Below are 11,059 nucleotides of genomic sequence, written 5' to 3'. Positions count from 1 at the left end.
CGCGAAGGTGGTCTTTCTGACCACCTTCGCCGACGATGAGTACATTGCACGGGCGCTGCAACTGGGGGCCCGCGGCTACCTGATCAAGCAGGACGTGGCGCAGATAGCCCCCGCGCTGCGGAGTGTCATGACCGGGATGAGCGTCCTGGAGGGGCGGGTACTCGAGCGAACCGCCGCCATGGGGATGGCGACGGGTGCGGCGACGCCCGGAGACGTACGCCCTCCGGCCTTTGCCGCGCTGACCGAGCGTGAGTACGAGGTGGTTCAGGCCATCAGCGGGGGGCTCGACAACGCCGAGACGGCGGACCGGCTGCACCTGAGCGAGGGCACGGTGCGCAATCACATCAGCGCCATCCTGGCCAAGCTCGGCCTACGCAACCGCACCCAGATCGCGGTGCTTTACTACCGCGGCTCCAAGCTTCCCTGACCGCCGATGCCCGCTATGAAACGGGGCGCGCTCACACCCGCTCGATGAACCAGCCTCGTGGTGCCTGAAGGAGCCGGGCACGGCCGGCGTCGAGGAGGGGAGTGGCCAAGTCGCGTGCCTGATCCGGCCCACTCAGGTCCAGGGCTGCGCCGATCTCGACGTCGGACAGCAGCGGGTGGGCCGCCAACAGCTGATCAACCGCCGTCGTCGTCGGGCTGACGGCGGCCGGATGCAGCCGGCCGCCGGAGACGCGCTCGAGCGCAGCGGCGAGGGCGTCGTAGTCGCAGACCCCGCCCAGCAGCATCCTGGTATCGCCGTAGCTGATCATGAATGCGGGCAGGCCCCTGATGCCCAGGGCCGCTCGGCGTTCGAGGCTCGCCCGTAGGGCCGCCCTGGCCGCCGGCCCGTCGAAGGCCGCCAGGAAGGTGCTGATGTCCAGGCCGCAGGCGCGCACCACCTCCACCAGCTCCTCGGTCGCGGTGGTGGGCCGGCATTCGACGACCGTCGCGAAGCGCAGCCGGTAGAGGAAACGCTCCGCCTGGCCGGGGGCGATCAACCGGACTGCCTCATAGGCGAGGTTGAGCGGGAGCGATGAGCGCCGGGCCGGGGAGAACAGGGAGAAGCCCTCCATGTTGATGGGCATACCCGCGAGCGGCTCTTCCTCGCGGTAGATATCCGCCAGCCTGGCGTTGTAGGCGCGGATGCCGGCGGCCGCATCCAGAGTGCGCTCGGCCGGCGTCATGAAGTCGGACACGTCGCGCACCAGCAGGCCCATCGCGGTGTCGAAGTCGACCGCACCCGGGAAGTGCGTCTCCACCCTGCGCAGAGTCGGTTCGCACTCCCATGACAGCCCCATCATGGGATCGGTGAACTGGGTGATCAGCGCCTTGGGGCCAACCTGTTCGGGCGCCCCGTGCCCGCTTGTAGCCACAGACATGTCCACTCCTAGGCGAAACGACGCCGGTCGAAGGTCATCCCGCCCACTGCCCAGACGGGTACGAGAGCCCTGCGCAGTCTCCTCGGCCGTGGGGGCTGCGCGGCCGAGGAGAGTGGACTTACTCGAAGTCGCCGAGCGCGGGCACCTCGCCGGTCAGCCATGCCGTGTAGGCGTCGGCCTGAGCCTCCAGGTCGGCATCAGAGATGGCCATGGCGCCGGTGGTGACGAAGGGCCGCAGGAAACGGGTGCCGATCAGGTTGCTGGTCGCCTGCAGCGGACGCAGCAGGTCGGTGACCGTGTAGTGGAAGGCGCCCTCGTGGTCGTAGCGCTCGGTGGGGGCGCCGGGGGAGACGGCCACGCCGAGCTCCTTGCCGTGCAGGGCGGTGCCGGTGGAGCCGTAGGCCCAGCCGTGCTCCAGGACGTCGTCCTCCCACTGCTTGAGCAGCGAGGGGGTTGAGTACCAGTACATGGGAAACTGCCAGACGATGCGGTCGGCGGCGGTCAGCACGGCCTTCTCGGCCTCGACGTCGATGCGGAAGTCCGGGTAGAGGGCGTACAGGTCCCGGACCTCGACGGGCGTGTCGGGGGTGCCGGCAGCCCGGGCGGCCTGCGCCAGGCGCGCGTTGACGCGCGAGCCTGCGTTCAGGCGGGGGTGGAAGACGAGGACGGTGGTCTTCAAGAGAACTCCTTCGAAGAGCGGATGCGACTGGTTGGTTTGGTGGGGAGCTCCCCGGGCGAAGTATGGCCTGCCGGGGAGACCGGCTCGGATTTCCCGGCCACGAACCTAAGTGTTCGCGGGTACCGGCTGCCAGGTACTGGCAGAGCCCGGCGCGGCCTCAGGACTCCAGCAGGTCGGCCAGGGCCGGTGCCCCCATGGTCGCCTTGAACTCGGCGACCTCGTAGGTGGCGCCTTCCGGGTGGTAGATGTCGCCGGCGAGGATCTCCTCGAGCGCCGCCCGGGATTCGGCGCGGGCGAGGATGATCCCGGCGCCCGAGCGGTCCCGGCGGGGTCCGAGCAGGAGGAAGTCCCCGGACTCGACGTGGGAGGCGAACCAACGCCGGTGGGCGGCCAGGTGCTCGGCCGCTACGGCGTCGTCGACCTCTTCGGTGATGGTCAGATCGATGACGAACACGAGTGCTCCTTGAACAACATGAGTCGGCAGTCCCGCTGTGACGGGACTGCGCAAGAGCGGCGGTCGTGCTCGGCCCGGCGGAGCCGCAGCCGCGCACCTCGCCGATGGGGATAGTCTTCAAGTTGAAGTGAGCTTCAGGTCAAGCGGCCGTCGGGCGGCCGTCGTCACATTCGAAGGGTATGAGCCTTAATGAGCACTCCAGCCGCAGTCGCGGAACGCACCTACACGATCGGGGAGGCCGCCCGGGAGACCGGCCTGACGACGTCGGCGCTGCGCTTCTACGACCGGGAGGGCCTCATTCCGGGCGTCGCCCGCACGGGCGGGGGAACGCGGCGTTTCACCGAGGACGACCTGGAGTGGATCCGGTACGTGGAGCGATTGAAGAAGTCCGGCATGCCCATCAAGGAGATCCGCGAATATGTGCGGCTCTACTTCGAGGGGGACTCCACGATCGAAGCGCGTCGTCGCATGGTCCAGGCGCGTCGCCGCGAGGTCCTGCGCGAGCTGGAGGAACTGCAGACCACCCTCGACTTCATCGACTACAAATGTTGGGTTTACAACTGTTGATCTTCGGGGTTCGCGCCGTGGTGCGGGAAGGTGTCCGTTGAGCCCTGGAATGCTGGGCGTTCTGGGCTGTACCTGCGGCAAGGTGATACAAACTGAATCAAGGTAGTCGTATATAATTGACCCAGGTTTCAGCCCAGGGTTAGGGAGGCATCATGGCGAGGCCCTTCGGCACCATCGAGAAGATGACCGGCTCCAACCGGTACCGTGCTCGCTACCGGCACCACGACTACCCCGGCAAGCGCTTCAACGCCCCGATGACGTTCCGCACCAAGGGTGAGGCCCGCGCCTACCTCGCCACCGTCGAGGCGGACATCGCCCGCGGCGTCTGGAAGCACCCCGACCAGGTGGCCGCCGATGCGGAGGCTGCCAGGGTTGCGGCGACCATCGAGTCGGTCACCGTCGCCGACTGGGCTCAGACCTGGTACGACGACCGCAAGCACGAGTGGGCCTCTGGAACCCTCCACACGCGCAAATCAGTCCTTAAGCTGCACATCCTGCCCGTCCTCGGCAGTACCCGCCTGGTGGACCTGAAGCCCCGCGACATTGACCGCTGGTACGACGACCTGCCGTCAGACGGCGTGCGCACCCCCGCGTACCGGACCCTGAAGGGCATGCTGAACGCCGCTGTCGAGTCCGACGAAACCGCGTTGATGGAGAACCCGTGCCGGGTTCGGGGCGGTGGGATTCAGCGGCAGGTGCGTGGTGAGCGCCGTCTGCTGACCAGCGAGGAGATCGACAGGATCACCGCCGCGATCCGGTCGGAACTGAAGGCGCTAGTAATCCTCCTGGCCGACGCCGGCCTGCGCATCAATGAGGCCCTGGCACTACGGCGTCGTAACGTGCAGCTCGGCGACCTGGGCGGCGAGGTCGTTATCGCCCACTCGCTCACCCGCGGCGAGACGGGAGGCCTGGAACTGGGACCGACGAAGACACGTCGAACCCGCACGGTGCAACTGCGTCCTGCGACTGTCGAGGCGTTGCGTGAGCACATGGGCGTCTTCACCGGCGACGGGCTGGATTCGCCGGTCTTTCCATCGTTCACGGGCCGGCGTCGGTTCATGCAGTCGGCTCAGGTGGGGGTGGAGTTCGGGAAGGCGGTCGAGCAGGCTGGCATCACCCTGGGGGGCGGTCAGTTCCTCGGTCTGCACGCGCTGCGTCATTACTCCGCGACCACCTATGGGGCGCTGGGCGCAACGGTCGCGGACCTCATGGACAGGTACGGCTGGTCGTCAGCGGACATGGCCGCCAGGTACCAGCACGCTACGAAGGCCCGGCAACGGGCACTACTGGAATCCGAGCAGGCGGGCGGCAACGTCGTCAGCCTCGATGAGCGCAGGAGGATGGCGTAAATGGTTGAGTGGGTTACTCGGGTGGAGTCGATGTCGCGTCTGGCTGAGCGTGGCGCTGGTGAGCTGTCGGGCGTGAAGCGCGCCCCAAGGAGAGGCACTGCGGACGCCAGGTTGTTGGTGTTTTGCTCGAATCACGGCGACGGCAAGGGCTACTTCATTGTGTTGACGCGGTACGAGGGTGCGGGCTGGGGCTGGGAGTACCAGCAGCGCGGCGACACGCACCGCGACGCCCTGGGCAAGCCTGTGTTCCTGTTCGGCGACGAGGGCGAGCTGCGAGCCCGGAAGAACAGTCAGCCCTTGGCGGTGGTGCGTGGGGTGGACGGCTCCTTCCGTGATCCAAAGCGTCCGTTCGAGGGTGCCGCGTTCGACTTCCTTCCGGGGCCGGAGGAGCCGGTAGCGGAGCAGATGGTGGAGCAGGTGGAGTCGTCGGCCCGGTTGCGTCTGGCGTGCCCGGAGTGCGCCGACGGCAAGGTCGTGACGATGGTGCTGGACGGGGTTCACGGCTGGGAGCGCCTGTTGGACAAGTTCGTAGCTGCGGGGCAGCGGGACGTGTCGCTGCCGGTGTTGGGGTTGGTGGCGTCTCGCCTGCACAAGCTAGTGTGACGGGCGTCACTCCCAGTAGATTGCAAACTGATCACATCTGATCTACTGTTAGCTCAACAGTGTAACGGAGTTGCGTGGACGCAAAATCGAACCCTCACCCGAGGGTCGGAGATGGAAGGAGCAAGTCCGCGCCGTCGTCACTAGAACCCCGATCTCAGCGGATCGGCTAATTGTCATCCGCTAAGGAGGGGTTCTTCCCGTGTCTAGGAAGTCCCAGGCCATTAAACCGGCCAACGTAAACGCCAAGACCTTTGCCCAAATCGTTGGGGTATCCTACCCCACGGTCCTCAAGCTGATCTATTCGGGCGAGCTGAAGTCCGCCCGCATCGGCAACCAGCACATCATTCCGCTGAGCACCCTCACCGCGATGGGTCTGGATGTGCCCGCCGACCTCACCACCACCTCCACCACCGGCACCAACGCCAAGGAGGTGAGGTGAAGATGGCTCCCCGGAAGATCGAGAACCTCAAGGAAGCCGTAGCCCAGTTTACCGCAAAACTGTTAGCGCTCTGGGCCGTCGTCACCGGCTGGGTGGGTGTGCGCCGCGAGCGCGTCCGCCGCTCCGAGGCCCTGGCCGCGCTGGATGCCGCCGCCGTCGCCCTGGACAAGCTCGCCCCCACAGGTGAAGTCCGGTACGCCCGCCGCCGGCTGGATGCGGCCTATGCGGCGTTGGTCGTCGGTGATGTCATTACAGTCGATTCGCTGTATTGCGCCCCGCTCTGGGCACCGCCGAGCGCGCCGTCTGCGGCGTCGCCGGCCGAGTCGCCCGAGGTCCGCACGGTAGTAGGGAACGGGGGTGAGGTCTGATGTACACGTCAGAACCGCATCCGTTCGTCGCCCCGGCGCGGCCGGCGTCGAAGTACCCCACCACGGAGGGCATGTCCCGCCTGTTCGTGGACGCCGATGGTGCCTACGACCCGAGGGCTGCCGTCTACCCGCTGCACGCCGACGCCGCCCGCGTCCGTGAGCAGGTGGACTCCTGGCTGTCCCGCAGGGTCGCCTCTGAGCACAGCGCGGAGGTGCCCGCGCCGCCGGCGGGTCCGATGCCGGAGTTCACGCCCGAGCAGCGGGAGTGGATCAACTTCCTGACCGCTTCCGCGGAGACTGCGGCCCGCGCCGTCGGCTTCGAGGAGGGGACTCGCCTGGGCTACCGCGGCGGTCGCGTGGTCGGCCGTACCGAGGGCCGGGTAGAGGTGAGCGAGGTAGTGGCCGGCGCGTTCGCCGGGTACGTCGATGAGGAGGCCCATGCCGCCGCGCACATCTGCGCTGACAAGGAGCTGCTCGCCGAGGTCATCAAGACCTTGGGGGCCGCGTCGGAGAGGGGGGCTGCCGCGTGAACGACACCCCTCCCTTCACCAACAACGATGGCTGGGATGAGGCGGCAGTTCCGGGCAGCCTCACCCACAGGCAGGCTCTGGCACTCAAGGAGCACTACTCCGACTCCATTCACGCAGTCGACGACCCGCCCGCCGGGGAGACCGCAGCTGTGCCTGCGGAGCGCATGGAGGAGTCGGAGGAGGACAAACAAGCCGGCGGCTCCATGCGCATCGCCAACAGGTTCGCCCGCGCATACGCCGGACGCGTGATGTGTGCCCTCGACCTTGACCGCTCCGGGCGCTGGTTCGTATGGAACGGTAGCTTCTGGGAAGAGGACGTGGCCCGCCGCCAGATGCGGGAACTGGTCAAGACCGAGCTTCGGCGCGCCTGGGCGGAGGGCATGGACGACAAGGAGCTGTTCGCCGCCGCCCGCGCCTGCCAGACCGCCCGTGCGGTGGATGACATCCTCACCAACGCCTCCACCGACCCAGCGGTCTGCGTATACGCCGAGGACCTGGACGCCGACCCGTGGCTGCTGGGCGTCGCCAACGGCACCGTGGACCTGCGCGAAATGAAGCTGCTGGACCCGGACCCGGCCCATCGCATCACAAAGGTCACCCGCGCCGCCTGGCACCCTGACCGGTACCGGGGCGGAAATTGCGGCAGTTGGGGCAAGTTCCTGGACCAGGTGCTGCCCGACCCTGACGTGCGCCGCTACTTCCGTGCCTTCGTCGGTGTGGCGCTGTGCGGTGCGACGTTGGATCAGACGTTCACCATCGCCACCGGGACGGGTGCGAACGGTAAGGGGGTGGCCTACAACGCCGTCCTGGACGCGCTCGGCGACTACGGGCACGCCGCCGAGTCCACGCTGTTCATGTCCGGCCGCGGTAAGGCGTCCAACGCGTCCCCCGAGCTGATCGGGCTCATGGGAAAAAGGTTCGTCGTGACCTCGGAGACGGAACGTGATCAGCCGTTGGCGGCTGCGCTCATGAAGCAGCTCACCGGCGGTGACCCGATCACGGCGCGGCAGCTGTACTCGACGCCGGTTACCTTCACGCCCACGCACACGGCCCTCATGGTCACCAACCACCTACCGAAAGTGGCCGGGGACGATGCGGCGGTCTGGCGGCGTATCCGCGTGATCCCCTTCGAAGTCACCATTCCCGAGGCCGAGCGGGACCCACAGCTTGGGGAGAAGCTGAAGCTAGAGGCGGACGCCGTGTTGGCGTGGGCGCTCGACGGCTGGCGTGACTACCAGGCCAACGGCATGCCGAAGGCGGCGAAGGTCACCGAAGCCACCAACCGCTACGAGGCCGAATCAGACACCGTAGGTCGGTTCATCCTGGACCGCTGCGTGACCAACCCCAAGGCCCACGAGTACAAGTCGAAGCTGTGGGAGGAGTTCGAGCGGTGGCGCGTGGACGACGGCGCGGACCCGATCGGCAAGAAGGCCTTCGGTGCCCAACTCGAACGCCGATTCTCCAAGTACATGTCCGGAGGCGTCACGGCATACCGTGGCATCATCCTTCGGGCCGAGCAGGAGGAGCCCAACCGCTGATGTCTTGACACCTGAGGGGTGTCTGCTGCCGAGATCGGTGGCAGACACCCCTCAGTGTTAATGAGGGCGGCCTTAACGATTCACCTGTTGTTCACCTTTGCCGGTCGTGTCAGAGATTGTGTCACACCCCGGGTTTTGCGCGTCATTGCAAGCAAAAGTCTGGGTAGTGGTGAGTTTGTAGAGTTTCAGGAGCAAACTTCTATACGCGCGCGCACGCGAGAGACTTTACCCATGAAACTCTACAAACTCACCAACGGGCCGACTTTCCGGCGCGATTCCAACGATTCGGGGTGATGGGTAACCTCGGAGCCGAGCGGGTCTGCGGCCGACACCGCGACGCCGGCCGCCTTGCTGACCCGCGGCCACCTCATCGCCCCACAGCTATTGGCGGAGCAACCGCCGTCTACACGCCCGGATCGTCGTTGTGGGCTCGCCTGGGCCACGATCACCGTCTCCCCGGACGCCAACACACAGGCAGCGCCGAAAGGCTCCCAGATCGACTCTCGTGCATCCCGCGAGTACGGCCCTGACCGATGGAGATGACGACGCCCGCAAGCGTCATGTGACCACAGCCACTCTTGGCGATCGGCTCGAACGCCGTGACTCTCGACCGGAGATACACTACCCTGAGAGGCAGCGATTTGACGTCCAAGCTGCGAATCGTCGAGGCGACAGGTCAACTCGATGTCAACATGGCCCGGAGGTGAAGACCATGGCTAGCGTGCACGATGTGGCTGCATACATCCTGAAACACCACGGCAGGATGACAACCATGAAGCTCCAAAAGCTGTGTTACTACTCACAGGGCTGGTCCCTGGCATGGGATGGTGTGCCGCTGTTCGATGACGAGATTCAAGCGTGGGCGAACGGCCCCGTGGTCTATGCGCTCTTCAAAGAGCATAGAGGGAAATTCACAGTTGAAGACTGGCCGCGCGGAAACGTGGACCACCTGACGCAAGATCAGAGAGAAACCATTGATGCTGTCATCGAAGCGTATGGTGCGCTGACTGGGCAGCAGCTGAGCGACAAGACGCACAGGGAGCGTCCTTGGCGAGAGGCGCGCGGAACAACTCCGGTAGGCGAAGCTTCGCAGGCTGTAGTTGACCTTGACACCATGCAGGAGTATTTCGGCGGACTAGATGAGCTAAGTTAGCGAGTCGATCTGTTGGCTAAGGGAAAGCGATCCAAGAAGCGGATTCCGCAGCAATCACCGCCAACCGGTAGCGGCAGGTGGCATGACACTAGTAAAGACGCGAAAGATGTGAAACGAGGCCGTAAAAGGCCGTCCGATAGAGTGTCGGCACCGGTAAGCACCAGCAGCTGCCGGGTTGTGTGGTCTGCGAGGCTTATTGATAAAGACGCGACCGGGGATTGGGATTGGAAGCTAGAAGCTGACGAGGCTTGCGCCCTTCTTAAGTACTTGGAGGATCTTCAGGGGAAAACCTGGAAAGAAGTCGAAGCGGAGCAAGTCGGCGGCCGCGAAAGACACAATAAGCACCATTCTCAGTCTGTCGATACTCTCGTTCCGGCAGCACGGAAGCGACTCGCTGCTCACCTTACTGAAGACGAGTTACCGGAAGCGCTCTTTCGATTCAGACTCTCAGGGAAGACAAGGCTATGGGGCATCCGCCAGGGCGCCATATTCTTGCTACTTTGGTACGACCGGAACCACATGGTCTACCAAACAGACTAACATCACCACTATAGCTCCTTACGCGTTGCTGACGACATAACCACTAGCCCCATTAGAGGACTGGTTACAACATCTGGGCGTTTACGCGCTAGATTATCTGGATCGGAGTACACGCGTCGGACCGACCGGAGGGTGTGGTTGCGGGTCACTTAAGCACGCTATTTCCGTATTATTCCGGGCCGAACCCGCCATTACGCCTATCGAAATTGGGTACGGATTCAGGTAACGGTGAGGTATACTTGATGTGTTAGTAATTCCAACTCCGAACAGGAGCCGACCGCATGTCAACCGCCTATGACCGCAACACCAGCGCCACCGACGACCTCGCCCTCCTCCTCGGCGACGCCACCACTCCGCGTATCGCCCGTACCGCCGCCGCCCACGGCATCCGCCTCGCCGAGGACGGCACCGAGTACGTCGAGCAGCCCGCGGACCCGGGCCTGCCGCCCCTGCCCGACGACGAGGAGGAGGACGACGCCGCCGATCCCGTGGCTGTGGCTGCCACCCGCGGTGGGGCGCGTATCGCCCGTACCGCCGCCGCCCTGAACCCGGCCACCGCACTCCTGTGAGCCACCCCTTGAACAACGAGTACAGCCTGACCGGGCCGGACGGCCCATTCGGAGCCGACTACCTGCGTCTCCTGCACGAGGCCGCCGCACTTGGAACCAATGCCCCCGACCGTCGCGGAGGCGCTGACCGGGGAACCCGACGAGATCATCACCGCCATGGCCGACGCCCTGGACGACGACGGCACCCCCACCCCGGCACTGACCTGGCAGACGCTGTGGCCGGCGCACCGTGAGCAGGCCAAGCGCCGGATCGCCGAAGCGTTGGAGCACCTGGCCCTGCACGGCACCGAGGGTGCCGGGGCGGTCACCCTCAACCAGGTCGTCTGCCGGCTCGGGCGCGTGAAGGAGGTCGGCGACCTGGAAGTCCGCAGCATCATGCAGGAGATCGTCAACCGGCCCGCCCTCACCGCCGCGTCGGCGGCCGCCCTTACCGGCCAGCCCAAGACCGACTTCAACGAGCACGTCGCCTGGGGTGGCCTGGCCAGCGCCCAGCAGGCCGCCATAGTGCGTCGCGTCCACCACGCCGTGCGACTCCTACACGACGATGACACCGAAGTGTCCTTCAAGGCCGTGACCCGTACAGCCGGTCGCCGCGACTACGACAAGCGCGTCACCGACCTGTACACGCGCAGGATCATCGAGCACCTGTCCAATGCGGGGAAGGTCCGCACCGCCACCGCGGAGAAGGTGTGCGGCACGCCGGAGGGGGAGCTGACCCGGTGGGGGCCGCGCATCGCCTGGGGGTGGATCGACCCGAGGTGGCGTGACCTGGCCCGCCGGCGCATCCAACACGCGGTGAAGACCATGCTCGCCGAGGGCCTGGACCCCACCTACAGGTCCGTCGCCGCCCGCATCATCAACCACCCACCCACGGGCCTACCCCAAGCCCAGAACAACGCGTAAGGA

Annotated in this window: 14 protein-coding genes; 11 read left to right on the top strand and 3 right to left on the bottom strand. The window is 65.9% G+C overall.

Annotation, left to right across the window (positions count from 1 at the left end; genetic code table 11):
* Positions 1-427 (top strand): response regulator transcription factor (locus DRB06_RS13430; protein ID WP_146750900.1); only part of this gene is annotated, 427 nt, incomplete at its 5' end.
* A gap of 31 nt (positions 428-458) precedes the next feature.
* Here DRB06_RS13430 and DRB06_RS13425 read toward each other — a convergent pair.
* From DRB06_RS13425 to DRB06_RS13415, 3 genes are all read right to left on the bottom strand, one after another.
* Entirely contained in the window at positions 459-1,364 is a 906-nt protein-coding gene (locus DRB06_RS13425; RefSeq protein ID WP_111820222.1) for a DsbA family protein, read from the bottom strand.
* Between the two features lie 118 nt (positions 1,365-1,482).
* Positions 1,483-2,043: an NAD(P)H-dependent oxidoreductase gene (locus DRB06_RS13420; RefSeq protein WP_073328564.1), complete on the bottom strand. Its 561-nt coding sequence runs from the start codon at positions 2,041-2,043 to the stop codon at positions 1,483-1,485.
* A gap of 157 nt (positions 2,044-2,200) precedes the next feature.
* Positions 2,201-2,497: a YciI family protein gene (locus DRB06_RS13415; RefSeq protein WP_073328566.1), complete on the bottom strand. Its 297-nt coding sequence runs from the start codon at positions 2,495-2,497 to the stop codon at positions 2,201-2,203.
* Between the two features lie 189 nt (positions 2,498-2,686).
* Here DRB06_RS13415 and DRB06_RS13410 point away from each other — a divergent pair, with 189 nt between their 5' ends.
* The 10 genes from DRB06_RS13410 (at position 2,687) to DRB06_RS13365 (ending at position 11,056) form a co-directional block, all read left to right on the top strand.
* Complete coding sequence (locus tag DRB06_RS13410) at positions 2,687-3,064, top strand: MerR family transcriptional regulator (RefSeq protein WP_111820221.1); 378 nt, start codon at positions 2,687-2,689, stop codon at positions 3,062-3,064.
* Positions 3,065-3,216: 152 nt separating this feature from the next.
* Positions 3,217-4,413: a site-specific integrase gene (locus DRB06_RS13405; RefSeq protein ID WP_111820220.1), complete on the top strand. Its 1,197-nt coding sequence runs from the start codon at positions 3,217-3,219 to the stop codon at positions 4,411-4,413.
* A 117-nt stretch (positions 4,414-4,530) separates the two neighbouring features.
* Positions 4,531-5,016 carry a hypothetical protein gene (locus tag DRB06_RS13400; RefSeq protein ID WP_146750897.1) on the top strand — a complete coding sequence of 162 codons (486 nt, stop codon included), beginning with the start codon at positions 4,531-4,533 and terminating at the stop codon, positions 5,014-5,016.
* A gap of 199 nt (positions 5,017-5,215) precedes the next feature.
* A complete protein-coding gene (locus DRB06_RS13395; RefSeq protein ID WP_111820218.1) occupies positions 5,216-5,455 on the top strand; it encodes a helix-turn-helix domain-containing protein in 240 nt (79 codons plus the stop codon).
* The gene (locus DRB06_RS13390; RefSeq protein WP_111820217.1) at positions 5,452-5,823 is read left to right on the top strand and encodes a hypothetical protein; all 372 of its coding nucleotides are present in this window, start codon (positions 5,452-5,454) and stop codon (positions 5,821-5,823) included. The genes DRB06_RS13395 and DRB06_RS13390 overlap by 4 nt, the downstream gene beginning before the upstream one ends.
* Positions 5,823-6,353, top strand: coding sequence for a hypothetical protein (locus DRB06_RS13385; RefSeq protein WP_111820216.1), 531 nt, complete (start codon positions 5,823-5,825; stop codon positions 6,351-6,353). Before DRB06_RS13390 ends, DRB06_RS13385 begins: the two co-directional genes overlap by 1 nt.
* Positions 6,350-7,891, top strand: coding sequence for a phage/plasmid primase, P4 family (locus DRB06_RS13380; RefSeq protein ID WP_111820215.1), 1,542 nt, complete (start codon positions 6,350-6,352; stop codon positions 7,889-7,891). Before DRB06_RS13385 ends, DRB06_RS13380 begins: the two co-directional genes overlap by 4 nt.
* 730 nt (positions 7,892-8,621) lie before the next feature.
* A complete protein-coding gene (locus DRB06_RS13375; RefSeq protein ID WP_258522266.1) occupies positions 8,622-9,044 on the top strand; it encodes a Panacea domain-containing protein in 423 nt (140 codons plus the stop codon).
* An 821-nt stretch (positions 9,045-9,865) separates the two neighbouring features.
* Positions 9,866-10,153, top strand: a complete 288-nt coding sequence (locus tag DRB06_RS13370) for a hypothetical protein (RefSeq protein ID WP_111820213.1) — start codon at positions 9,866-9,868, stop codon at positions 10,151-10,153.
* A 99-nt stretch (positions 10,154-10,252) separates the two neighbouring features.
* The gene (locus tag DRB06_RS13365; protein WP_111820212.1) at positions 10,253-11,056 is read left to right on the top strand and encodes a hypothetical protein; all 804 of its coding nucleotides are present in this window, start codon (positions 10,253-10,255) and stop codon (positions 11,054-11,056) included.
* The last annotated feature ends 3 nt before the right edge of the window (positions 11,057-11,059 follow it).

It is taken from the genome of Actinomyces sp. Z5 (assembly GCF_003287795.1).
GTDB lineage: Bacteria > Actinomycetota > Actinomycetes > Actinomycetales > Actinomycetaceae > Actinomyces > Actinomyces glycerinitolerans.
Note: the sequence above shows the minus strand (reverse complement) of the source record. Positions and strands in the feature narration are given on the sequence as shown.

Excerpts from the sequence above, each read along its gene's own strand:
- DRB06_RS13410 (WP_111820221.1), top strand. The coding sequence starts at position 2,687 with ATGAGCACTCCAGCCGCAGTCGCGGAACGCACCTACACGATCGGGGAG.
- DRB06_RS13370 (WP_111820213.1), top strand. The coding sequence starts at position 9,866 with ATGTCAACCGCCTATGACCGCAACACCAGCGCCACCGACGACCTCGCC.
- DRB06_RS13385 (WP_111820216.1), top strand. The coding sequence starts at position 5,823 with ATGTACACGTCAGAACCGCATCCGTTCGTCGCCCCGGCGCGGCCGGCG.
- DRB06_RS13425 (WP_111820222.1), bottom strand. The coding sequence starts at position 1,364 with ATGTCTGTGGCTACAAGCGGGCACGGGGCGCCCGAACAGGTTGGCCCC.
- DRB06_RS13365 (WP_111820212.1), top strand. The coding sequence starts at position 10,253 with ATGCCCCCGACCGTCGCGGAGGCGCTGACCGGGGAACCCGACGAGATC.
- DRB06_RS13405 (WP_111820220.1), top strand. The coding sequence starts at position 3,217 with ATGGCGAGGCCCTTCGGCACCATCGAGAAGATGACCGGCTCCAACCGG.